The sequence below is a fragment of the Mesorhizobium sp. M0296 genome (genome assembly GCF_040321675.1).
GTDB lineage: Bacteria > Pseudomonadota > Alphaproteobacteria > Rhizobiales > Rhizobiaceae > Mesorhizobium.
Genome location: NZ_JAMYRZ010000012.1, coordinates 76,501 through 99,723, shown reverse-complemented (window position 1 = coordinate 99,723; position 23,223 = coordinate 76,501). Strand labels below are relative to the sequence as shown.

General features: G+C 61.8%; 22 protein-coding genes. 16 read left to right on the top strand and 6 right to left on the bottom strand.

The features are described 5' to 3' along the window. The first annotated feature begins 134 nt into the window (after positions 1 to 134). From NKI97_RS14285 to NKI97_RS14250, 8 genes are read left to right on the top strand one after another with little or no spacing between them, the layout of a single operon-like run. On the top strand, positions 135 to 1,118 hold the full coding sequence (locus NKI97_RS14285; protein WP_352834764.1) for an ABC transporter permease: 984 nt from the start codon (positions 135 to 137) through the stop codon (positions 1,116 to 1,118). Next, the gene (locus tag NKI97_RS14280) at positions 1,108 to 2,640 is read left to right on the top strand and encodes a sugar ABC transporter ATP-binding protein (protein WP_352834761.1); all 1,533 of its coding nucleotides are present in this window, start codon (positions 1,108 to 1,110) and stop codon (positions 2,638 to 2,640) included. The genes NKI97_RS14285 and NKI97_RS14280 overlap by 11 nt, the downstream gene beginning before the upstream one ends. Before the next feature lie 30 nt (positions 2,641 to 2,670). Beyond that, entirely contained in the window at positions 2,671 to 3,666 is a 996-nt protein-coding gene (locus tag NKI97_RS14275) for an ABC transporter permease (RefSeq protein ID WP_352834758.1), read from the top strand. A 1-nt stretch (position 3,667) separates the two neighbouring features. Beyond that, the gene (locus tag NKI97_RS14270) at positions 3,668 to 4,453 is read left to right on the top strand and encodes an SDR family NAD(P)-dependent oxidoreductase (protein WP_352449526.1); all 786 of its coding nucleotides are present in this window, start codon (positions 3,668 to 3,670) and stop codon (positions 4,451 to 4,453) included. Between the two features lie 18 nt (positions 4,454 to 4,471). Then, complete coding sequence (locus NKI97_RS14265) at positions 4,472 to 5,677, top strand: CaiB/BaiF CoA transferase family protein (RefSeq protein WP_352834756.1); 1,206 nt, start codon at positions 4,472 to 4,474, stop codon at positions 5,675 to 5,677. A gap of 2 nt (positions 5,678 to 5,679) precedes the next feature. After that, positions 5,680 to 6,465 carry an enoyl-CoA hydratase/isomerase family protein gene (locus tag NKI97_RS14260; protein ID WP_352834753.1) on the top strand — a complete coding sequence of 262 codons (786 nt, stop codon included), beginning with the start codon at positions 5,680 to 5,682 and terminating at the stop codon, positions 6,463 to 6,465. Then, positions 6,462 to 8,237, top strand: coding sequence for a CoA-transferase (locus tag NKI97_RS14255; protein ID WP_352834750.1), 1,776 nt, complete (start codon positions 6,462 to 6,464; stop codon positions 8,235 to 8,237). The genes NKI97_RS14260 and NKI97_RS14255 overlap by 4 nt, the downstream gene beginning before the upstream one ends. Positions 8,238 to 8,248: 11 nt before the next feature. Next, positions 8,249 to 9,082 carry an SMP-30/gluconolactonase/LRE family protein gene (locus NKI97_RS14250; protein ID WP_352701912.1) on the top strand — a complete coding sequence of 278 codons (834 nt, stop codon included), beginning with the start codon at positions 8,249 to 8,251 and terminating at the stop codon, positions 9,080 to 9,082. A 26-nt stretch (positions 9,083 to 9,108) separates the two neighbouring features. Here the strand turns inward: NKI97_RS14250 and NKI97_RS14245 are convergent, their stop codons facing one another. After that, a complete protein-coding gene (locus NKI97_RS14245) occupies positions 9,109 to 9,450 on the bottom strand; it encodes a hypothetical protein (RefSeq protein ID WP_352701909.1) in 342 nt (113 codons plus the stop codon). Positions 9,451 to 9,620: 170 nt separating this feature from the next. Further along, positions 9,621 to 10,139, bottom strand: coding sequence for an EF-hand domain-containing protein (locus NKI97_RS14240; protein ID WP_352701907.1), 519 nt, complete (start codon positions 10,137 to 10,139; stop codon positions 9,621 to 9,623). Between the two features lie 175 nt (positions 10,140 to 10,314). On the opposite strand from NKI97_RS14240, the gene NKI97_RS14235 reads away from it, so the two are divergent. Further along, a complete protein-coding gene (locus tag NKI97_RS14235) occupies positions 10,315 to 10,581 on the top strand; it encodes a DUF3606 domain-containing protein (protein ID WP_352473022.1) in 267 nt (88 codons plus the stop codon). A 36-nt stretch (positions 10,582 to 10,617) separates the two neighbouring features. Here the strand turns inward: NKI97_RS14235 and NKI97_RS14230 are convergent, their stop codons facing one another. Next, positions 10,618 to 11,166, bottom strand: coding sequence for a DNA-3-methyladenine glycosylase (locus tag NKI97_RS14230; RefSeq protein ID WP_352834746.1), 549 nt, complete (start codon positions 11,164 to 11,166; stop codon positions 10,618 to 10,620). A gap of 103 nt (positions 11,167 to 11,269) precedes the next feature. After that, on the bottom strand, positions 11,270 to 11,599 hold the full coding sequence (locus tag NKI97_RS14225; protein ID WP_352834744.1) for a hypothetical protein: 330 nt from the start codon (positions 11,597 to 11,599) through the stop codon (positions 11,270 to 11,272). 242 nt (positions 11,600 to 11,841) lie between these two features. Here NKI97_RS14225 and NKI97_RS14220 point away from each other — a divergent pair, with 242 nt between their 5' ends. The 3 genes from NKI97_RS14220 to NKI97_RS14210 all read left to right on the top strand — a co-directional run bounded on the left by NKI97_RS14220 (position 11,842) and on the right by NKI97_RS14210 (position 14,103). Then, a complete protein-coding gene (locus tag NKI97_RS14220; protein ID WP_352834742.1) occupies positions 11,842 to 12,369 on the top strand; it encodes a metallophosphoesterase in 528 nt (175 codons plus the stop codon). Positions 12,370 to 12,419: 50 nt separating this feature from the next. Next, entirely contained in the window at positions 12,420 to 13,715 is a 1,296-nt protein-coding gene (locus NKI97_RS14215; RefSeq protein WP_352834740.1) for a cytochrome P450, read from the top strand. Between the two features lie 73 nt (positions 13,716 to 13,788). Further along, a complete protein-coding gene (locus tag NKI97_RS14210) occupies positions 13,789 to 14,103 on the top strand; it encodes a hypothetical protein (protein WP_352540042.1) in 315 nt (104 codons plus the stop codon). 106 nt (positions 14,104 to 14,209) lie between these two features. Here the strand turns inward: NKI97_RS14210 and NKI97_RS14205 are convergent, their stop codons facing one another. Further along, on the bottom strand, positions 14,210 to 14,443 hold the full coding sequence (locus NKI97_RS14205) for a hypothetical protein (protein ID WP_352834737.1): 234 nt from the start codon (positions 14,441 to 14,443) through the stop codon (positions 14,210 to 14,212). 399 nt (positions 14,444 to 14,842) lie between these two features. Here NKI97_RS14205 and NKI97_RS14200 point away from each other — a divergent pair, with 399 nt between their 5' ends. Genes NKI97_RS14200 through NKI97_RS14185 form a run of 4 tightly spaced genes read left to right on the top strand, consistent with a single transcriptional unit; the run spans position 14,843 to position 21,144 of the window. After that, positions 14,843 to 16,057 carry a cysteine desulfurase family protein gene (locus NKI97_RS14200; protein WP_352834734.1) on the top strand — a complete coding sequence of 405 codons (1,215 nt, stop codon included), beginning with the start codon at positions 14,843 to 14,845 and terminating at the stop codon, positions 16,055 to 16,057. Next, positions 16,038 to 16,970 (top strand): DUF4007 family protein, encoded by a 933-nt coding sequence (locus NKI97_RS14195; protein WP_352834731.1) that lies wholly within the window; start codon positions 16,038 to 16,040, stop codon positions 16,968 to 16,970. The genes NKI97_RS14200 and NKI97_RS14195 overlap by 20 nt, the downstream gene beginning before the upstream one ends. After that, the gene (locus NKI97_RS14190; protein WP_352834728.1) at positions 16,967 to 20,302 is read left to right on the top strand and encodes a hypothetical protein; all 3,336 of its coding nucleotides are present in this window, start codon (positions 16,967 to 16,969) and stop codon (positions 20,300 to 20,302) included. Before NKI97_RS14195 ends, NKI97_RS14190 begins: the two co-directional genes overlap by 4 nt. Beyond that, positions 20,299 to 21,144 (top strand): phosphoadenosine phosphosulfate reductase domain-containing protein, encoded by an 846-nt coding sequence (locus NKI97_RS14185; protein ID WP_352834725.1) that lies wholly within the window; start codon positions 20,299 to 20,301, stop codon positions 21,142 to 21,144. The genes NKI97_RS14190 and NKI97_RS14185 overlap by 4 nt, the downstream gene beginning before the upstream one ends. On the opposite strand, the gene NKI97_RS14180 is transcribed toward NKI97_RS14185, so the two are convergent. Continuing rightward, positions 21,145 to 22,500, bottom strand: a complete 1,356-nt coding sequence (locus NKI97_RS14180) for a DNA sulfur modification protein DndB (protein ID WP_352834722.1) — start codon at positions 22,498 to 22,500, stop codon at positions 21,145 to 21,147. Between the last annotated feature and the right edge of the window lie 723 nt (positions 22,501 to 23,223).

The window sequence follows — 23,223 nt, the reverse complement described above, 5'->3', positions numbered from 1 at the left end:
GGTAGCCCTTCCCGCACGGCGGGAAGGGGCGGCGGATCGGATATGCCGAATGGCAAAACAGGGCAACCGTCCTGTTTTGGCCGGCAGTTTCCAGATGGCGACGGCACCGATACGGGCCCGGAAATGAAATGGACATGAGCGAGCTTACGCAATCCTCTGCGCCAAGGCGTTTTATCGGCGGCCAGCTGCTGGGCAGCAGCCAGCTGGTGCTCGGCGTGATCCTGGCCGTGCTCTGCATCGCCATTTCGATTGCCGCGCCGCAATTCTATTCCGAGGCCAACATCATCGCCATTCTGCGCCAATGCGCGCTGGTGCTGATCGTTGCCTCCGGCATGACGATGCTGATCATCACTGCGGAAGTCGATCTGTCGGTCGGTGCATCGCTGGCTTTTGTCGGCTGCATCGGCATGGCCGTGCTCAATTCAACGCACAGCCTGACGCTCGGGCTTCTGGCGGCGCTCGCCTTTTCAGGCGCGGTCGGCCTTTTCAACGGCCTCGTCGTCACCAGGCTCAAGGTGAACTCGCTGATCGCCACCATCGGCACCATGATGATGCTGCAGGGCGGCGTCTATCTGTTCACCCGCGAGGCGGTGCAGAACCACCACCGGCTTGCAAGCTTCACCGATCTCGGCGCCGGCTATCTCGGCGCGATCCCGCTGCCCGTGGTCGTTGCCGCGCTGATTTTCGCGCTGGCCGCGGCAACGCTGCGCTTCACCACGCTCGGTCGTTATCTGTACGCTGTCGGCGCCAATGAGCGAGCGGTCCGCCTCTCCGGCGTGCGCTCGCAACGGCTGAAGCTGTTCGCCTTCGTCGTCACCGGCCTGTGCGTCGGCATTGCCGGCATGATCCTGTCGTCGCTGATGAATGCCGGCCAGCCGACCGCCGGCCGCGGCTTCGAGCTGACGGTGATTGCCGCCGTCATCCTCGGCGGCACCAGCCTGCTTGGCGGCCGCGGCTCGCTGCTCGGCACGTTGCTGGGCGTGCTGGTGCTGAAGGTCATCGACAACGGCATCATCATCCTCGGCTGGAACCAGGACCTGCAGATGGTGGTGCCTGGCATCGTCATCATCCTGGCGACCTATCTCGACATCGTGCGGAACAGAGCCAATGTCGGTTGATTTCCTTCACCCCGGCGAAACCGTGGCTGTCGACAAAAGCGTGCCGGCGCTGGAGATGCGCGGTATCGGCAAGCGTTTTCCCGGCGTGGTGGCGCTGGACAATGTCGATCTGACCTTGGAACCCGGCAAAATCCATGCCCTGATGGGCGAGAACGGCGCCGGCAAGTCGACGCTGATCAAGATCATGGCCGGGGTCTACGGCAAGGATGCCGGCACCATCCGCCTGCGCGGCCGCGAGGCCGACATCAAGTCGCCGCGCGATAGCCTGAAAGAGGGCATCAAGGTGGTGTTCCAGGAGATCGCGCTGATCGCCGAATTCAGCGTCGCCGAAAACATCTTCCTCGAAGGCTATCCGACCGGCAAAGGCGGCTCGATCGACTGGAAGAAGATCCGTGCCGATGCGGCCGCTCTGTTCAAGCGTATCGGCTTCAATGTCGACCCGGCGGCGCGCACGGGATCGCTGCCGGTCAGCCAGCAGCAGATGGTCGAGATCGCCCGCGCACTCGCCCATGAGGCCCGCGTCGTGGTGATGGACGAGCCGACCTCCTCGCTGACGCCGAACGAGGTCTCGCTGCTGTTCACCGTCATCCGCCGGCTGGCCGCGCTCGGCATCGCGGTGCTCTATGTCAGCCACAAGCTCGACGAGGTCTTCGAGATCGCCGACACCGTGACCGTGCTGCGCGATGGCCGCCACGTCTCGACCAGGCCGATCGGCGAGCACACCAACGACACGCTGATCCAGGACATGATCGGCCGGCGCATCGAAAACCTGTTCCCTCGCAAGCGCGGCGCGCCGGGCAGCAAGGTCGCGCTTTCCGTTGAAGGGCTCAGCACCGCCAAGAAGCTGAAGGATGTGTCGTTCGAGGCGCATGCCGGCGAGGTCCTCGGCTTCTTCGGCCTGATGGGGGCCGGCCGGACCGAGCTCGCCAAGGCCATCGTCGGCTACGACCCGATCACTTCCGGCGCCATTTCGGTCGATGGCAGCCGGCTGCTGCCGCACGAAGCGCACACCGGCGTCCGGCTCGGCATCGGCCTGCTCACCGAGGACCGCAAGAGCGAGGGGCTGATGGGCGAGTTGCCGGTCTACCAGAATGCCAGCCTCGCCTCACTCGACGCCTTCGCCAGAATGGGCTTCGTCGACAAGGTCAGCGAACGCAAGGCGGTGCAGGACTATGTCGACCGTTTCCGCATCCGGACGCCCAGCCTGTTCCAGCAGGTCAAGAATCTGTCCGGCGGCAATCAGCAGAAAGTGCTGATCTCGCGCTGGCTGATGCGCGGTCTCAAGGTGATCGTCGTCGACGAGCCGACCCGCGGCATCGACGTCGGCGCCAAGTCGGAGATTTTTGCGCTCATCGACCGGCTCGCCGGCGAGGGCCTGGCGGTCGTCATGATGACGTCCGAAATGCCCGAGCTGCTGGGGCTTGCCGATCGCATCGCGGTGATGTGCGAAGGCCGCCTCACCGCGATCATGCCTCGCGACGAGGCCACGCAGGAGAACATCCTCAATGCGGCAATCGGCTAAGGCGATGACGCTTCGCAAAGGGACCAAGCGATGAGCCTGGCAAGCACCGACACCATGAAAGCTGGGCCGTCCATGCTGGCGCGGCTCGTCGCGCGGCAGGAATTGGCATTGCTCCTCTGCCTCATTCTGGTGATCGCGTTCTTTTCCTTCACCGCCGAGAATTTCTTCTCCGTGCGCAACATCACCAATGTGCTCGGTCAGGCTTCGCTGGCGCTGACAGCCGGCATCGGCTGCGCCATCGTCTTCATATCAGGCGAGGTCGACATCTCGATCGGCTCGCTGCTGGCGACGATCGCGCTGCCGCTGATCATCATCATGAACGACACCAACTCGCTTGTGCTCGGCATCAGTGGCGCGCTGCTGTTCGGGCTGATCATCGGCGTCGTGAATGGCTATCTGACGGCCTATGCCGGCATCAACTCGCTGATCGTGACCCTGGGCACGATGTTCATCATGCGCGGCGGCGTTTATCTCTATACCGGCCAGCGTGCTATTCCAGACGATGCCGCGCTCGACAGCTTCATCGCGCTGTCGGACGGCCGCCTGTTCAACGTCGTTCCCTATTCGGCTGTCATCGCCATCGTCCTGCTCGCCGTCTTCGCCTACGTGATGCAGCACCGGCCGTTCGGGCGGCAGATCTATGCCGTCGGCGGCAATCCGGAAGTGGCACGGCTGGCGGGTTACGACGTGCGCCGCGTCAAGTTCATCTGCTTCATCATCAGCGCGCTGCTGGCGACGGTTGCCGGCATCATACTGGCCGCCCGCGTCGGTTCGGCGCAGCATACGGCGGGGCTGAATTTCGAGTTCCAGGTCGTCGCCGCCACCGTGCTTGGCGGGGTCAGCCTTGCCGGCGGCATCGGCAGCCTGACCGGCATGGCGCTCGGCGTGCTGATCCTGCAATTCCTGTCCAACGGCCTGCGCGGTCTCGGCCTGCCGACCGAATGGCAACTGGTTATCACCGGCATGATCATCATTGCCGCCGTCGCCTTCGACGAAGCAAAGCGCCGGCGCGCCATTGGAGGCTGATATGGACCGTCTCAAAGGGAAAACCGCAATCGTCACCGGCGCCGCCGACGGCATCGGCCATGCGATCGCGGAGGCGATGGCAAGGGAGGGCGCGCATGTCTTCCTTGGCGACATCGCCGACGAGAAGGGTGAAAAATTTGCGGCGGAACTGCGCGCCGCCGGCCACCGCGCCGACTACATCCATTGCGACGTCGCGGACGAGGCCGACATCGCCGCCCTGATCGCCGCAGCCGTCGGCAAGACCGGCCATCTCGACATTCTCGTCAACAATGCCGCCATCGCCATCGGCGGCATGCCGGTCCATGAGATGACCGACGAGCAGTGGCACCGGCTGATCGCGGTCAACCTGACCAGCGTGTTCCGCGGCTGCAAATATGCGCTGCCGCACATGATCGCGCAGAAATCGGGCTCGATCATCAACATGGCCTCGGCACAAGGGCATATCGGGCTCGACGGCTGGACCGCCTATGCCGGCGCCAAGGGTGCGGTGATGGCGATGACGCGCCAGATGGCGGTCGAGTTCGGCCCGCTCAACATCCGCGTCAACTCGATCTCGCCCGGCACCATCAACACGCCGATGAACGACAAATTGGTCAAGGAGATCGGCGGCAATCTCGCCAAGGCCTGGGTCAAGATGCATCCGCTCGGCCGCATCGGCAAACCGTCCGAAGTGGCCGAAGCCGCCGTCTATCTGGCCTCCGACGCCGCCGGCTTCACCACCGGTACCGACCTGCGCGTCGACGGCGGCCTCACCGCAGCACCCCGCTACGTACCCGACCTGCTTTGACAACCAACGAGACATGAAATGAACAAAGCCCTCGAAGGCGTCCGCATTCTCGATTTCAGCCATCTGCTGCAAGGGCCGTTCGCCACGCAGCTGCTCGGCGACATGGGCGCCGACGTCATCAAGATCGAGCGTGCCGGCGCCGGGGACATGTTCCGCAGCATGACCTTCTTCGCCAAATGGGTCGGCGGCTCCGAAAGTCCGAATTTCCTCGCCTGGAACCGCAACAAGCGCTCCATCGCGCTCAACCTGAAAAGTCGCAAGGTGCATGCCATCATCATGGACATGGCCAAGAAGGCGGATGTGGTGGTGCAGAATTTCCGCCCCGGCGTGCTCGCCAGGCTCGGCTATGGCTACGAGGATTTCAGGGCGGTCAATCCCGCCATCATCTATTGCTCGGGCTCCGGCTATGGCGAGGAAGGCCCCTATGTCGAGCGCCCCGGCCAGGACATGCTGATCCAGGGATTGTCCGGGCTGATCTCCAACACCGGCCGCGGCGATCAGGCTCCTGTTCCGGCCGGTGCCGGCCTGGCCGACCAGATCGGCGCCATGAACATGGTCTACGGCATCCTGTCGGCGCTCTACTATCGCGAGAAGACCGGCAAGGGCCAGAAGATCGAGGTCAATCTGCTCGCCGGCATGCTGGCGCATCTCAATCAGGAATATGTCGCCGTGCTCAATCTCGGCGAGGATTTCGTGCGCCCGAATTCCGGCATCGGCCACCCCGGCATGCAGGCGCCGTTCGGTGTCTATGAAGCGAAGGACGGCGGCTATGTGTCGATCGCCATGAGCCCGTTCAAGACGCTGTATGAAGTGCTGGAGGCGCCGCAGCTTGCTGTCTACGACGATCTGAAGACGCTGTTCGACAGGCGCGACGAGGTGTTCGACAAGGTCAACGCCGAAACCAGGAAGTTTGCCACGCAGGACCTGCTGGCGCGGCTGCTGACAGCCGACATCTGGTGTGCCGAGGTGAAGGACATAAGGCGCGCAGCCGAGGACCCGCAGGTCAAGCACCTGGGCATGATCACCAGCTACCATCATCCGCGCGGCGGCAAGGTCAGGGTGGTCGCGCCGGCGGTCAAGATGAGCGAGACGCCGGCTACCATAGAACGGCCGGCGCCGCTGGTCGGCCAGCATGGCCGCGAGATACTGGCCGAGTTCGGCCTTTCCAGCGGCGAGATTGCAGCGCTTGAGGCGTCCGGCGATATGACCGTGGATGCTGCCTGACGATGAGCGCTTACCAGACACTCACCTTGGAAATATCCGGGCGCGTCGCAGTCGTCACCTTCCGGCGCGCCGATCAGCTCAACGCCATGAACCGGCTGATGCAAAGCGAGATCACCAAGGTTTTCGAGGCGCTGTCGCAGGATGACAGCGTCGGCGCGATCGTGGTGACCGGCGAGGGGCGCGGCTTCATGGCCGGCGCCGACATCAAGGAATACGCTGCCCAGACAGCTATCGAGTTCGACGCCTTCCAGGCCGCCGGCACGCGCATGTATGCGGCGGTCGAGAACAACCGCAAGCCGGTCATCGCCGCGGTCAACGGCTTTGCGCTCGGCGGCGGCATGGAGCTGGTGCTGTGCTGCGACATCGTCATCGCCAACCAGTTCGCGAAGCTCGGCCTGCCCGAGATCAAGCTCGGGCTGGTCCCCGGCGGCGGCGGCACCCAGCGCAGCGTCCAGAAGCTCGGCCGCAACCGCTCCAACCTTTTGCTGCTGACCGGCGCCATCGTGCCGGCTTCCGAGTTCGTCGCCGCCGGTCTGGTCAACGAGGTCGTCGATTCCGAAAGGCTGATGCCGCGGGTGCTGGAACTCGCCGGCATGATAGCCGCCGAACCGGCTGCCGCGATCGAGGCATTGAAGGCGCTGACAGCGCACGCCGTGTCGGGCGACTTGGCGGGAGGCCTTGCCATGGAGCGCGACCTACTGGGCGGGCTTTGTCGTAGCGAGACCGGCCAGCAGCGGGTGAAGGCGTTCGCCGAAAAAAGCGCGACGCGGCCGAAGGCTGCGAAATGACGTCCCTGGTCAAGCAAAACCGGCCGCGCTTCACCGATGTCGAGGGCCTGGCCGCGATGGTCGGCAGCGGCGACGTCTTCGGTGTCGGTGGCCATCATTTTGCCCGGCTGCCGATCGCCTTGTTGCGGGCCATCGCCCGCTTGGGCGTCAAGGATCTTCGCTATGTCTGCTGGGCCGGCGGCCTGCCGCTCGAACTGCTTCTCGAAGCGAATGCCGTGGCGGAGGTCGATATCTGCTTTTCCAGCCTCGATATTTTTGGCTTGCCGCCGCGCTTCCGCGCGGCTGCCGAGGCCAATGCCGTGCCGGTCCGCGACTGGACGGCGCTGGCCATGATCCAGGCGCTGCGGGCGGGGCAGCAGAACCTGCCGTTGATGCCGTTTCAGCTTCCGGAGGGTTCGGACATGCTGGCGCGCGTGCCGGGTGCGATCGCCGCGCCCGATCCGATCGCGGGAATCACGACCGGGATCATCCCGGCCTTGCGGCTCGATGCGTTCGTCGTCCATGCCCAGCGTGCCGACGAGAGCGGCAATGTCCAGATCATCGGACCACGGGCGCTGGATTTCGCCATGGCCGGCGCGGCGCGCGAGGTGCTGGTGACGGTCGAGGAGATCGTCCCGGTCGGAGCGCTGCGGCATGATGGTCGGCAGAGCATTTTGACCCGCAACCAGGTGTCTGCGATCGCGCTGGCACCAGGCGGCGCCTATCCCGCCTCCTGCCTGCCATTCTATGTGACGGATTATCAAGCGTTGGCGGGGGCGTTCGCGGCCAAGGAAATACCTTTGTCGGACAGCCTGAGCATGCCTTCGGAAGGCGTGCCGGAGCGGGTTCAAGACGCTGCAAAAGTCCGCTCTGAAACAGTCCTCGCAATGCCCAGGCTCATGCACGGCAACAAGGAGGCGTCCATCGACGAGATCATCGCCGCCCGCATCGCCGCTGAGCTCGACAATGAGAGCTTTGCCAGTGCCGGCGCGGTGTCGCCGCTCGCTAATGTCGCCTACCGGCTGGCCAAAGCGACGCACGCGCCGGACATGATCATCGCCACCATGAGTTGCGGCCATCTCGACATAGCACCGAGCCCGATGATCCTGTCGCTGATCGAAAGCCTCGATTGCGAGACGGCGGTGGCGCATGCCGGCGGCGACGACACCTATTCGACCTACTACCAGGCCGGCGCGGTGACGCATGAGATCGTCGGTGCCGCGCAGGTCGACCGCCGTGGGCGCGTCAACACCATTGCGCTGCGCAAGCCTGACGGCAGCCTTATCCGGCTGCCCGGGCAAGGCGGCATGGCCGACGTCGCCAACATGCATCGCGATTATCTGCTCTACGTCCCCCGCCATTCCGTGCAGTCGCTGGTCGAGACGGTCGAGATTGCCAGCTCGGCGCGCGGCCTGTTGACTGAGGCCGAACGCGAGCCGATGGGCTATCGGACCGGCGCGGCATTGGTGTTCACCGACCTTTGCGTGTTTCGGCTCGACGGGGAGAGCCGGCAATTGGCCGTCATCGAGACCATGCCGTGCGTGACGCGCCAGCAGCTCCAGGATGCCACCGGCTTTGCCCTGACATTCGATGCCGATTGCCGCGAAGTTGCGCTACCCTCGAACGAGACGCTCGACATCCTGCGAAACCGCATCGACCCGCTCGGTCTGCGCCGCCTCGAATTCGTCAGCGCCAGGGAGCGCCGCGCGCTGATCGCCGAGATCCTCGCCGCCGACCGGCGGATGGTCGAGCGCTGTATTGCCGCACGGCGGTCGCATACTGCACCGGATTGAAGGGGGTGCGCATGGCAAAGCCGTTGCTCGAAATGTCGGCCGCGAGGGTCTTCTTCGACGGCATCTTCACCAGCCCGCGCGTCGCCCATCCGGAAGGCGTGGCCATCCATCGCGACGGCTCGATCTGGTGCGGCACCGAAACCGGCGACCTGCTGCGCCTGGCCGCCGATGGCGGCTCGGTCGAACGCATGGGCGGTACGGAGGGCTTTCTGCTCGGCATCGCCTTCGATAGCGCGGGAAACTGTTTTGCATGCGATTTGAGACATTCGGCGATCTTTCGCTGGGATGCCGCGACGGCTGGTATGCAGCGCTTCGCCTCGGCCGGCATCCGCGTGCCGAACTATCCGATCGTCGACGAGACACGCGGCTGGCTCTACGTGTCGGACAGCGTAGGCGAAGACAACCGCTCCGGCATTTTTCGCTACGATTTGAAGACCGGCGAAGGCGGCCTGTGGTGCAGCGAGACCATGGCCTTCGCCAACGGCATGGCGATGGCGCCGGGTGGCGATGGGCTTTACGTCGTGGAAAGCCATGCGGCCTGCCTCAGCTATGTGCCGATCCTTGCCGACGGCACGGCAGGGTCTCGCCAGCTCGTTGTGGAGGGCGTGAGCAACGTTCCCGATGGCGTCGCCTTGGCGCCGGACGGGTCGCTGTTCATCTCATGCTACGAGCCGAGCCGCATCTATCGTTGGCGAAAACACAGCGGGCTCGAGGTGGTGATCGAGGATCCGGCGGCAACGACGCTCGCCCATCCCACCAACATCGCCTTCAAGGGCGACAAGCTCTACACCGCAAATCTCGGCCGCTGGCACATCACCGAAATCGACTTGACGGCGATTTCCTAGATCGGGCCGAACCGGGCGGCGCTGCCCTATCCCAGCCGCCCGTGACTCGATCGGATGCGCAACACCTGCACCCGCGACGGCAACTCGATCAGGAACTCTTCGTCCCGCTCGAGATGGTGGATTTTCGTCGGATCGCCGCCGGTGAGCGCCGCCATCGCCTCGACATTTTCCCAATAGGAAATCGTCACGAATTCCGAATGGGTCGGCGTGTCCTCGCGAAAGGTCTGCACGCCCAGCGCCTTCTCGATCAGCGGCTTGATGCCGGCTTGATAGTTGTAGCTCTCATAGGCATCCGCCTTTTCAGGCACGGTTCTGCCGCGCCAGATACGAGCGATGGTCGGGGATTTCTCTGTAGCTTTCTCTGTCATGGCCAATGAATTCCTGCTGGTCTGATTGGTCCGCGGCGTTCGGCAAGGCCAGCCAAGGAACGCATCTCCCCGGCTGGCAGCCTGGTATCCAGTTGCCGGCGACTTTTTATCCTCCCCGGCCGACGAGCTCGCGCTGCCCCAGACAGGCCTCCTGCCGACCGGTAGGAGACCTACTCCTGATCCTCGGCGCCGCCTCCGTGGAAGAAGGACCGGATTTCCTGCATGTCGACGCTGCCGTCACCGTCCTCATCGACGGCGTTGAATATCCGCCCGACGAAATCCTGGACTTCGCTCTGAGAAAGCGCGCCATCGCCGTCCGCATCTACTATGGCGAACATCATTCGCATCTTCGCGCCATGCATCCCGCGTGCAATGCCGCCGCGGCCTCCCATCTCCCACCCTCGCTCAGGTGGGCCCATCCTGTAGTCGCGATGCCAGCGGTCGGGACCTCGCCGTTCCGCCCGGGGCCCGCGATCCTCCTGCATTCTCTCCTCCAGCATCTCGGTCATCATCTGGCGCATCATTTCGCGCATGGCATCCTGGCTCTGCCCGCTCATTCCGGGCGACGGTTCGGCGCCACGATCCGGTGCCGGCGCGGCCGGCGCAGGTGGGCTCGTCTGGCCGAATGCCGGCGCGGCCAACATAGCCAGCGCCGCGGCAATTACGGTGGTTTTGCTTGCGAGCGTCATCGTATTCTCCATCGGTATGAATTGTAGCCGAATATGTCTGCATCCAAGCCAAACCGGCTGCTCGCCTCACGGTTCCTGGGCAGTCGGCACGACGGCGGAAAAGTCCGCCCGATCGCGGCAACGAAAGCTCGTTGTCCACGTTGCCATGGATGCGACGCTCCACCAGGAGGAAAAAATGGCCGACGATAAGAGCAAGCGAGATTTCCGCGAGCGCGACCGCGTTGCTGCGGAAGACGACCGTGAAGTCGAGTATTTTGCCCAACAGAACGGCATCACCGCCGACCAGGTCCGCCAGCTGATCAAGAGCTTCGGCAATGATCGCGGGCGCCTGACCGTAGCTGCGAAAGCGTTGCGAGGGATTTCACCTGCCGGAGCCGACGAGGTGACCAGGGAAGCCCGCCAGCAGGCGACACCCATGCATCTCGGCAAACCCGACGAGTGATGCCGGGGGGCAACTGCTCTGCCGCTGCCGCGGGCATCAGAACTTGCGGCTCAGATAATCCGAGCCGCGCAGTCCGAACCGCCACTCGGCATCGACAGCCTTGGAAATGCCGATCCGGCGGCCTGTCAGAACGGCGCCGGCTTCGCCCGGCTGCCTGAATTCGAATGGCGGCACGTCCAGCGGCAGCCCGTCATGGGATTTGTCGATTGCCAGCGCCTGGCAAAGGCGGCCCGGTCCCGAGCAAAGCAGCCGGGGGTCGTCAACGCCGCGATTGGCCCGCATCACCTCCAGCCCTAATCGCGGTTCGATTGCGCGGACAAGCACGGCACTGCCGGGCAGGCACACGGCATTGAGGCACCAATGCAGGCCATAGGAGCGATAGACATATGCGCTGCCAGGGGCGCCGAACATTGCGCCGTTGCGCACCGTCCTGCCACCGAAAGCATGTGAAGCCGGGTCATCCGGGCGATAGGCCTCGGTCTCGACGATGATGCCGCCAACGCCGTGCACAAGCAGCGTGGCGCCAATCATATCGCGCGCCACGGTGGTGGCGTCACGGGCAAAGAATTGATGGTTGGTGGTCAATGTGCAGCAGACTCGATCACGCCTGAACTTGGCGCGTCAGAAAGGTCCCGGACCGGAAGCAAAATGTCCAGCCTCTGCGCGCCGCTGAACTTGGATACGATATTCAGTGCAGCATGGCTGCGCCGATGAAAACCGCCGCGGCCAGCACGACGATGGCGGCAATCACCAGCACCGGCCAATATCTGCTCGGTTGGACGTCGGGCTCATCCGTCAGCGGGCGCATCGCATTGGCATAGCTCGCCTGGTTGGTAAACTTCGGCGTTTCATGGCGCGCGGCAGGGCTCTTCGGCGGAGCGTTGCCGGCTGATTCCGCGTCGGCCTCCATGGGAGCCGCAGCCGGATCGATGCCCGGGGTCTTGTCCCCTTCGCGCCCGGCGTCGATATCGCCCCGCGCCTGAGCCGGGCTTCGCCCAAGAGGTGCTGCGTCGGTCATCGTCGAGGTCCTTTCAGAGCATCGGCGTCAAGCATTCTAACCTGCGTCTCATTTCAAAGTTCCCCCGTTTCAAAATTCCCCGGTTCAAAGTTCCCCCGTTTCAAAGTGCCAACGAGCGGAAACCGCCTGGGCCTGCTTCCAGGAACAACCGGCGATCGAGCGGGTTGAGCAAGCATCGGGAGAGCAACATGGACTTGGTGCGCCACGCGCCCAGATCGGCAGTTCGAAACAGGCTCCAGCGCATGATCTACTTCACCGCCGACACACATTTCAGCGACCCGCGCATTTTGCGCATCGACCGCCGCCCGTTCGGCTCGCTGGCGGAACATGACCGGTCGCTCATTGCGTTCTGGAACGAGACTGTCGGGCCGGACGACGAGGTCTGGCATCTCGGCGATTTTGCCACGGGATCGGCCGCGTTCGTGTCGTCGCTTCTGGCGTCTCTTCATGGCAGCAAGCATTTGATCATCGGCAACAACGATGCTGCGGCCACCATTGAGGCCACAGGTTGGGCGAGCACGCAACACTACAAGGAGCTGGCGCTCGACGGCAGCCTGCTGATCCTTTGCCACTACCCTTTTCGCACCTGGAATCAGATCGGCAGGAAATCGATCGACCTGCATGGCCATTCCCACGGCAGGCTGACCCCGGTCACGCGCCAGTATGACGTCGGCGTCGACAGCTGGGCTTTTCGTCCGGTCACGCTGACCACCATCCTTGCCAGCCGCGGCCGAAGGGCGGCGCGGCAAAGCCGTCAAAAAGTCGAGTGATCGAAAGTGCCGGCCGTGCGTTGAGGAATTTCAACGCCAGGGAGCACGCCATGAACAGACGTGAACTGATCGATGCCGATGGCGGCAATCATCCCGCAAAACCCATTCCGCGCGCCGCATTCGACAGCACCTTGGCCCTGCTGCGCGAGGGCTATGATTTCATTTCGGCCCGCTGCCGGCGCATGAACACCGACATCTTTGCCACGCGCCTGATGCTGCGGCCGGCAATCTGTGTCCGTGGTGCCGAGGCTGCCGAGATGTTTTACGGCGGCGACCACTTTACCCGAGTTGGCGCGATGCCGCAGACCACGCTGCGTCTGCTGCAGGACAAGGGCAGCGTCCAGGCGCTCGACGGCGCCGCTCACCGCCACCGCAAGGCGCTTTTCCTGTCGATCCTGTTGGATGGCGACCAGATCGAGCGGCTCCGCGCAACCTTCCGTCGCGCCTGGCTCGACCAGCTGGAAGACTGGCAGCGGCGTGACGAGATCGTCCTGTTCGACGCCGTAAACCTCGTCCTGACCCAGGCGGCAGCGGATTGGGCCGGCATCCCCGCCGACAATGATCGCGCCGAACTCTGCCGCGAGCTCAGCGGCATGGTCGAGAACGCCGGCGGCATCGGGCCGTCGACCATGCTGGCGCTGTGGCGGCGACGCCGGACCGAACGCACTATCGGCGAGCTTGTACGGCGCGTTCGAAGCGGCGCGCTTGATTTGCCGGCAAACAGCCCGGTCCGCCTGGTCAGCGAACATGTCGATGCAGAGGGAAAGCCGCTCGATCTTGCCAGTGCCGCGGTCGAGATCATCAACATCATCCGGCCGGTTGTCGCCATCGGCCGCTTCATCATGTTTGCGGCGCTGGCGCTTCACCAGCACCGCCAATGGTACGATAAGTTCGCCGCCGGCGATGACGACGGGCTGGAAGCCTTCGCCGAGGAGGTTCGCCGGCTCTATCCGTTCTTCCCGTTCATCGGCGGCCGCGCCCGCCACCCGTTTGAATGGAAAGGCTACCGTTTCCACGAAGGCGACTGGATTCTGCTCGACCTGCACGGCACCAACCACGATCGCCGCCTGTTTGTGGAGCCGGACCGATTTATCCCGGAGCGCGGCTTGAGCTGGAAAACCCACGGCTTCGAATTCATCCCGCATGGCGGCGGAGATCCGGCGACTACCCATCGCTGCCCCGGAGAAGCCGTCACCGTCGCGCTGATCATGGAAGCGGTTCGCCTGCTGACGCGGTCGATGGCCTACCAGGTGCCCGATCAGGATATGACGATCTCGCTTGCCCGCATGCCGGCGCGGCCGAAATCCGGGTTCAGGATAGATAATGTGCGGCGAAAACCCGGCTGAAAGGCTGCCGGTCGAACCGGAACCTCTGCGGCGCTGAGGCGTTCGAAAATTGCAAGGCGTAAAGGCAAACGCAATGGCTCAGAAGATCACGACAGGCGCGAACGACCGGCCGCGCAATGAAACCATCGGCCAATCCGGCGAAGGCCTGCCGGACGACAGCAGCAGGCCGCTCGAGGTCGACGAAGGCTGGGTCGCCCGGCTGAGAAACAAGCTGCAGGGCAAGCCCCGGCAAGCCGGTCAGACCAACACGGACGAAGTCCCCGCAGGCACTCCAGGCGCTGGCGAGAATATTTGCCGCCGCTGTGCAGGGTCAGGCATGATCGACGGCCGCACCTGCCCCGAATGCGGCGGAACCGGCAAGGTGACGACGCCGATAGGCGGAGGCTGATCAATTCCAGGAAAAGTGTGAAGCGGTTTTCCGTCCGGTATTTGCGTCAAACAATAAGATAGACCGGTTCTGCGTTTCCGCGGAACGATGAACCGTCCTGCGCCGGTCAGATCGCCGGCACCCACTTCCAGAACACGCCTTCCTTGCGTTCCGGGTAGTGCTTGAACTCGCATTCGAAGCGCCAGCCGTAGTTCTTGGCGGCGGCAAGCGCTTCCTTGCTGACCGGGTTCATGCCAGTTCCCGGCGCAAACCAGTCCTCCAGCAAGTCGTCGGGGACATAGGCGCCGACCCTTAGAGGCAGCTGTTCGAGGACGACATCCATTTCAGGTGGTGCGGGCACGGGGCGCTCCTCAAGTTTATCTCACGAGGAAGTCATTCGAGGTGGATTCGGTTCCAGGCAATGGCTGAGATCGAAGGTGAGTGATGGGCGGGAAGGACTGGATTGTCCGGCTTTACGCGATGTGGCTGGAAAGAACGACCGGCAGACGGCGAGTTTGGCGCACCTGAAAGGATTCGACTTCTGCGGGCGTGGGCTGAAGGGGTTGACTTCCTGGGACAAATAAGCTCCAATGTTCATGGTATGTTCTTATTGTATGCAAAGAGCCAAGGTGCATCATCCGGTTTGCGCCGTTACACCACGTACAGGAGAAGCGCGTGGCGCAGAACAAGAAGATTTCCTAGGGCGGCTACATCGCTACAACACGTTCTAAGTTAAGATGCCGCAGAATCGAGAACGCACATGAGTCAAACCGAGGCTGTTCTTCCTGTCTACCTAGACGGTCACGCGACGACCCCGTTGGCGCCGGAGGCGGAGCAGGCGATGGCGCCTTGGTGGCATCGCCGAGCGGGCAATGCGCATTCTCCCCATCGGCGCGGCACCGAAGCATCGGTTGCGGTGGAGCGGGCACGTATTGAAGTCGCTAGTCTAGTCGGCGCTGCCCCACAGGAACTCGTGTTCACCTCGGGCGCGACAGAGGCGAACAACATGGCCATCCTCGGAGTCGCTAACGCGGCGCAACGCGCAGGAGATGCGCGTCGAGAGATCATAGTGTCGGCCATCGAGCACAAGAGTGTTCTAAGTGCGGCCGCTAGCCTTGAGGAGCAGGGCTTTAAGATTCGCGTCTGCCCGGTGAGGCGTGATGGGCGGCTGGACGTGGTTGCATTTCAACGACTGCTATCCGATCAGACGTTGCTAGTCTCGGTGATGGCCGCAAACAACGAGGTCGGGACAGTTCAGCCAATTGCCGATTTATTGTCCGATGTTCGGGCGGTTGGTGCGATGATCCACGTCGACGTAGCGCAGCTTGCAGGTAAGCTTCCAACCTGCGTAGCCGACTATGACTTCGCTAGCATTTCCTCGCACAAGTTATACGGCCCTATGGGCATAGGCGCGTTGTTCGTCTCCGCTGCCGCGCAACATCGCCCACGACCGCTGTTCCACGGCGGCGCGCAGGAGAGGGGGCTTCGCCCTGGCACGCTGCCTACCCCGCTGATCGTCGGCTTTGGTGCCGCAGCTCGGGTAGCGGCACTTCGTCTCGAGAAAGACCTGGCCCACGTGCGCGATTTGGCCGATCGTCTCGTCGGCCGTCTGGAGGCGAAGCAGGTCCGGCTTCAAAGAAATACAACCGGCTCTCATCAGCTGCCTGGAAGTCTAAGTCTCCGATTTTTCGAGGTAGATGCGCCGTCATTGATCGACGCGTTGGCCGATAGTGTTTGCTTATCAGAAGGTTCTGCTTGCACGAGCGGCCAAATCCAGCCGTCGCATGTTCTCTCGGCAATGAGCTTTACAGAATCCGAAATGCGAGAGACTGTTCGTATTTATTGTGGACGGTATAATGATTGCTCCGAAATAGATTATGCAGCTGACGCAATCGCGGACGCCATCCGGCGCATGACTCTTGCACACTGGACCGATCCTCCAGTAAGGTCGGTCAATGAAGGACGTTCTCACTGATTCTGATGTGCGCCTGCAGTTTGCGGGCCATGAAACTTTCCCGCTCCGCCTTCTTTGGCTAAAGAAGGCGTTTGATGCGGTCGCCTATCATGGGGCGGTGCGTAGAACGTTTCAAGAACAGACGGCCATCGCGCAGTTTGGAGTCGGCAAGAACATGGCGCTTGCCATGCGTCATTGGGCGCTGGCAGCTGGCATGTTGGCGGATGAGAATGGCAACCTTGTACCGACGGCGTTGGCACAGTTGTTGCTAGACAATCGTGTTGGACTTGATCCGTATTTGGAGGATCCGAGCACGCTCTGGCTAGTTCACGCCGCGTTGGCTGGGAAGCCTGAGCAGTCCACAACCTTCTTTTATGCTTTCAACACTCTCAATCAGACGGTCTTTGATCGGGAGGGCTTGGTCGAGGCTATTCATGATCTAGCGAAGGGGCGAGGCGCTCGTGCGACTATGGAGACGGTAAAGCGTGATGTCGAAGTGTTCCTGAGAAGCTATGCGCCACGATCGGGCGATGTGAGTGAAGATGCTGCTGAACCGCTGCTTGCGGAGTTGGCTCTGATCCGAGAGTCTCGCTTGTCGGGGCAGTTTGAGTTCGTTCGCGGACCTAAGCCGAGCCTTCAGGACGGGATTTTCGCTCTGGTCTTGAAGCAGTTTTGGGCGCGGTGGCATCCGGATGCTCCGACGCTATCGGCTGAGCAGGTAAGCTATGGCGCGGGCTCTCCCGGTCGTGTCTTCAAGCTGGACGAGGACAGCGTTATGGCTCGTCTGACGAAGATCGGGGACGTTACGGCTGGCGCCATCATTTGGGTCGACACCGCTGGACTTCGACAGGTTTTATTGACCCGCAAGCTCGCGGATGTCGACGATAGAGCGCTGGTCACCGCCAGCTACCCCTACCGGCGGGCGGCCGCATGACGACCCTCGCAGAGATCGTACGTGTCGAACGGCGGTTCGCGCTATCGGCTAGGCTTGATGCTGACCTGTCCGGAACGCCCCCGCTGACAGGCTATGTACTTCAGCCGAGCGTGCGTAAGTCACTCGAGGCGATGGTTGCGGGAATCGCTGATGGCGGGCAACGTGCCTTCACTTGGACGGGCCCCTATGGCGGCGGCAAATCCTGCGCTGCACTGCTGGTCGCTAATTTGGTGGCTGGCGCTCACGAGCAACGCGAAATCGCAAGGGAGATTGCAGGCCACGATCTGGTTGAGCAGTTCAGGCGCGCGTTTCCGGATGATGGCGCGCAATGGGCGGTAATCGCTCTAACCGGGCGTCGGGCCGGCCTCGCTAGCGACCTCGCAACGGCAGCAGCTGCATCGTTCAAGTGGCCAAAGGCGGTGCGGACGAACGTGGAGGCCGACGACCGGGCATTAATCGGGCGACTCGAAGCCGAGGCGAAGAAGCGCAGCGGACTGTTGGTTATCGTTGACGAGCTTGGAAAGTTTTTCGAGCACGCCATCGCTGAAGGCGGCGACGTCCATCTTTTGCAGGACCTTGCCGAGCGTGCCAACCGCTCTGAAGGCAGATTAGTAATCGTCGGCGTACTTCACCAATCGTTCGAACAATATGCCGGCAAGCTTAATCGCACCACGCGCGACGAGTGGGCCAAGGTCCAAGGCAGATTCCAGAACGTGCCCTTCGTTGCACAGGCGGATGAAGTTGCGGCGCTATTGGCGCGCGCAGTGACTAGTGACCACACGCCGGAAGCGGCAGAGTTGTTAGCGCGAAAGACAGCTGAGGCAGTCGCCGCGAGGCGCCCGGTCGATTCCGATAGTCTGGTTGACGCCTTACGTCAGGCCTGGCCTCTGCACCCGGTCACGGCGCTTCTACTCGGGCCAGTGTCGCGACAGCGGTTCGCACAGAACGAGAGGAGTGTCTTCGGCTTCCTTTCATCGGCCGAGCCTCATGGCTTTCAAGCGCATTTGACGGCGACGGACGCCAGTGAGGCTGATGCGTGGTTCGGCCCGGATCAGCTTTGGGATTATCTTGTCGCTAATTTTGGGTCCGCGTTGTCAGTCGGGCCGGATGGCGCGCGTATGACGTTGGCAATGGAAGCCGTGGAACGGGCGGCGCTTCGTGGTCCCCTGTGCGCTAGATTGGCGAAAGCCGCGTCTCTCATTGAGTTCTTCCGCAATGGCTCCGGGCTTGCCGTAGCTGATGATTTCCTGCGTTTGTGCGCGCCAACCGCCACAGCGGTCGAGGTTGACGCTGCTTTAACTGAGCTGGTCTCACGCGCGATCCTGATCCGGCAACCACGGCTAGGGGGTTACGCGCTTTTTGCCGGCAGCGACTTCGATCTTGACGAGGCCATCCGCTTGGCGAGCGAGAAACTTGAGGCCGAGGCCTTGACAGATCTCCCTGGTCGTTTGGGCATCGGTCCGATCGCCGCCAAGCGTCACTACTTCGAAAGCGGCGCGCTCCGCACGTTCGATGTGCTCCTGCAGTTCGGCGAGTACGTTCCGAGAGACTGCAAGGCCTGGGCGGCCGAGATCGCCGGGCGCTTGGCCAAAACGAAGCGACGCGCCAGCGGCGTGCTGGTCCTACTCCTCCCTGACGCTTATACTTTCGAGGCTAAGGCAGAGACCGCCGCCAAGGCCCTCGGGGAGGCGTTGGAGGAAGCCGGTGTCCTCGCGGCTGTTGCGACGGCCAACAACATTTTTATGCTGCGGGAGCACGCGACCGACCTTTACGCCGTCGACCGCATCGAAGCCTCGCATCCTCAGCTTGAGGGTGACCGTATCGCGCGGCGCGAGCTGTCCGCGCGACGGGCATTGATCACCGATGCGGTGCGGCGCGAATTGCTGGATGCCTTCTCGACAGCGATTTGGTGGCGGCTTGGCGCTCGCGAGAAAAGGCTGGATGGACGCTCACTCAGCGTTGTCGCGTCGGCTGTCGCCGGGGAAGCGTTCTATGATGCGCCTATCATTCAAAGTGAGTTGCTCTACCGGGATCGGCCTTCAACAAGCGCGATGGCTGGCTTGCGTGCGCTCGCGCACGCCATGGTGTCGAAATCCGCAGATCCAGATTTGGGCATAAGCGGGTTTCCGGCTGAACGGGGACTGTACCTTACAATCCTCAAACCCTTCGGATTGCACCGGCAGGATGATACGGGTGTATGGCGGTTTCAGGATCCTGATGATGGAAAAGCTGGCGAGAGCTTGCGCCCTGCCTGGAAAGTTCTGGCGACCGCACGTCATCTAACGCTTGATGAACTATACGACAAATGGAGCGGGAGGCCTTACGGCCTCAAGCGCGGTGTCATGCCCGTCCTGGTCCTCGCGTTTCTGATGGCGCATCGCGCTACGATCGCGGTCTATGTAGATGGCTCCTACCAAGCCATGATCGACGACGTCTTTGTAGATCGCATGCTACAGGAGCCGAAAGCGATTGAATTTCGCCGCATTGTGCGATCAAAAAAAGATGATGCTTTCATCCTGCAGTTGTCCACGCTGCTGTCCCAGACAGGGGACGCCATCGAGGCCGAAGCGCTTTCAGTGGCTTCGGCACTCTACCAGCGCTTCCATGCCCTGCCAGTGTGGACACAGCGAACGACGAGTTTGCCACTTCCTGTGATGCGGGTGCGCGACGTGGTTCTCAAGGCGAGAGACCCTGAGGCTTTGTTGTTCGCTGATTTAGCCAAGGTACTGAGGGATGAGGTGGACCCTGCGGTTGCAGTAGCCAAGGCGCTTGCCGCATCCGAGGCTGCCTATCCGGCGATGCTAGCGGCGCTGAAAGCCGCGGTCGCGAACCATCTTGGGGTGGACCCGGACACCTTCGAGGGATTGGGCATTAGAGCGGTGACGGCCGCAGGTGTCACGGCCGATCTCCGCCTTGACGCGTTCGCGATGCGCGCCGGTGCGTTTGAGGCTAATGAGGGCGATATCGAGGGCTTAGCGAGCTTGCTGGTGCATAAGCCGCCGAGGAACTGGTCTGATCGAGAGCACGAGCAAGCACTTTTCGAACTGGCAAAGCTCGCGAGACGTTTCCGGGAGGCCGAGACGTTTGCTGGGATAAAGGGCCGTGCGCCCACTTCGCAAGCGATTTCGGTCATGGTTGGACTCGATCCGAAAGAACAGCCCGTTTTCCATACGTTCGAGGTAACCGACAAAGAGTTGGCGCAAGCCGAGGAGTTGGCCGACGACTTCTTGCATCGAATGCGTGGCCGCAATTTGCGGTCGACGGTCGAGTTTGCCGCACTAGCACGTATTGTTGAACGGCTTTCTGCCGAGGAAACCACAGAGGCAGTATGAACACCAATCGCGAGCGCCACATTCTCGGCATTTCAGGCGGACGCGACAGCGCCGCTTTGGCCGTGCACATGCGGCAGACCCGTCCTGATCTCGATATAGAGTACTTCTTCACCGACACGGGCAAGGAATTGGCGGAGGTCTACGCCTTTCTGGACCGTCTCGAAGGCTTTCTTGGCCGCCCGATCGTGCGACTTAATCCCGATCGTGATTTCGATTTTTGGCTCAAGGAATACAGGCATTTCCTCCCATCGCCACGCACCCGCTGGTGCACGCGGCAGCTGAAACTTCGCCCCCTTGAGCACTGGCTGAAGGCGGACCTTGAAGCCGGTATCGTTGTCCACTCCTACGTTGCAATCCGCGCAGATGAGCCGAACCGCGAAGGGTATCAAGCCACCAACGGCAACATGGTCGTTCATTTCCCGTTACGTGAGGCGGGGATCGATCGAGCCGGCGTGATAGATATGTTGGAGAGCGCGGGCGTTGGCGAACCAGAATATTACCAATGGAGAACTCGTTCAGGCTGCACCTTCTGTTTCTTCCAGCAGAAGATCGAATGGGTTCGGCTCAAACGTGAGCACCCTGACGCCTATGAAGACGCAAAGAGCTACGAGAAGACGGCGCTAGAGCATGGCTCTCCGTTTACTTGGAGCCAGGGCGAGAGTCTTGTTGATCTCGAACAGCCCGCCCGCATTGAGGCGGTCGAGTTGGAATTCGAGCAGCGGCGCACGCGGATGCTCGCGCGGCGGCGGGCTAATCCGCTAGCCAACGACAAGAACCTGACCATCGACGACTATTACGGCATCGATGAAGCGTCCGCTGGCTGCGTGATCTGCCACAAATAGTCAGGCGGGTTCCTCTTCAGGCTCGGAAGATGAGGAGACCTCGTCCGAAGGGATGAGGTCAGGAACGACGATTTTGCCTTCCGTATGAGGAGTAAGCTGTTGGAGCAGAATTTCCTCGGTAACTGGATATGCTGTTCCGCGAAGATCTTTGTATTGTTTCCGGGCTCGCGTGATGGACTGTCTGCTCGGCGCCGCCAGATGGACGTAGAGAAGGTCACGGAGGACTTCCGCGTTGTCCTTCGATGAGATCATCTTGCCTGTCGTTGGATTGAAGACGGCGAGCCACGGAGCATCTCCGATTCGCCATTTGAGCGCCGACAAGCGCTTCATAATCTCCTCCCAAGACAGGACCCCTTGGGAAGCGATCTCTGCGACCACCCGCGCCACTGCTTTCTGAACTACCGGACGCATGAAGGGTGCGCCATCGGACTCCTTGCCTTTGACCACGCGAAGGTCCTTGGCACTCGCACCGTTTGCCAGCGGCGTCTTCAAATCGCCAGCTGAGGCGAGGAGGTCATCGAGCCTTTGCGAAATGACGCCGTAGGAGGTTTCAAGAATTTCGTCTGACGGCCGGGCCTGCGGTTGGCGCATGGAAGGATCGAGATCGAAACTCAATGTGCGCACGATGTCATACAGGTTGGCGATGGTGGTCAGCGCTTTCTTATCTCCTTGCGGCACGTTGCCAGCGGCAAGACGCAATTCGCCTTCCTCGCCCACCCGGGTAAAAACCTTCACTACCCCTTCATTGGACAGGAATGGGTGCTCCGTCAGCAGTCTACGGGTCAGAATGGCAGCGCCGTCATCCTCATCTAGAACGATGTTTTCCGCGCCGGTCGTCGCTTTCGCGTTGCGGTTAATGTTTGTGAAAAGCCGACGGGTGCGAATTTTTCCATCTTCGGAGTCGAAGTGCGAGACCATGATAACGCAGATGTCCTCCTTCCCCAATGCCGGTTTGTTCTTAATTGCCTCCTTGATGGCCTTCAGCCGATGTTGCCCGTCCAGCGCAAAATACTGCTGGGTGCCGTCAAACGTAAGCACACCGAATTGCCGATCAATGCCCGAGAGGAGGCCATCGGGATCGTCCATCGAAATGTCAACGTAGGTAGGTGCTCCGCCCCAAGCAGCGATGATGAGAGCACCCAAAAAGCGATGATCGCTCTTCAAGAGGTAGTTCTTGATCGAATCGGTGCGGTCGCCAAGTCCACGTTGGATCATGGTGTTCAGATCGGAGTTGCCTCCAAGCTCGTAGGCAAACCCGACTTGACGAGCCACCTCTGCATATTTCATGATACAGATATAATATTCCCAGTCACCTACGGATGCTCTGAAGGCTGGTATAAACGTCTTGTTGGTCATTATCGACTCCTGAATGCAGGCTGAGATTCGCCTTTGTGCAAGCGAAGCAGGCCATTTCGATTGAGGGGTGGGGCGAAAAATTTAATAAGGCGATCTTCAAGGTACGCGATCTTCTCTCGATCTTCCACCACGAGAAACCAATACTCAAGGGGCCAAAGCGAAAGATACCGCTTCAACACCTCAGAACGATTACCTAGAGGGGTGCTGGACCAAAGGTTTTCAGGGTCACCTCCGACGTACTTACTGTACTCATTCCTGTACCTGTCCCTTAGAGTCCTGGCGCTCTCTGAACTGCCCGCCCGCCCGACATACAAGACGCACGTAGCTTGATGCCCGGCGCCATCTGCGATCTGCATCGCGAGGTGCGATCGATAGACAAACATATAGAGCCCGCACTTCGCGGGGATGGTGTGGCCTAGACTTGGAGTTGCTCGGCGAATTTCCCACGAGGAGCCGGTTTCTTTCAGGTCCTTACCCAGCGCAGAGGCTAAGTCTGCGTCGATCTGCCAGTTGATCGGAAAAGTGAGGTTGAGCCCGATCGAAGGTTGCTCGCGATGACGTGCGAGTGTGTCACGGATAATTTGAGTTCCAGTCAACGCGCCCCCCACAGGCAATTCGCGCCAAAACTTAGCCCTGTGTCTTTCTTCGCCCAAGCCTGAGCAGTTAGCAAGGCAGTATGGCTTCCCTATTATAGAGCCTCAAAGCTATCATTCGGTAGGTACA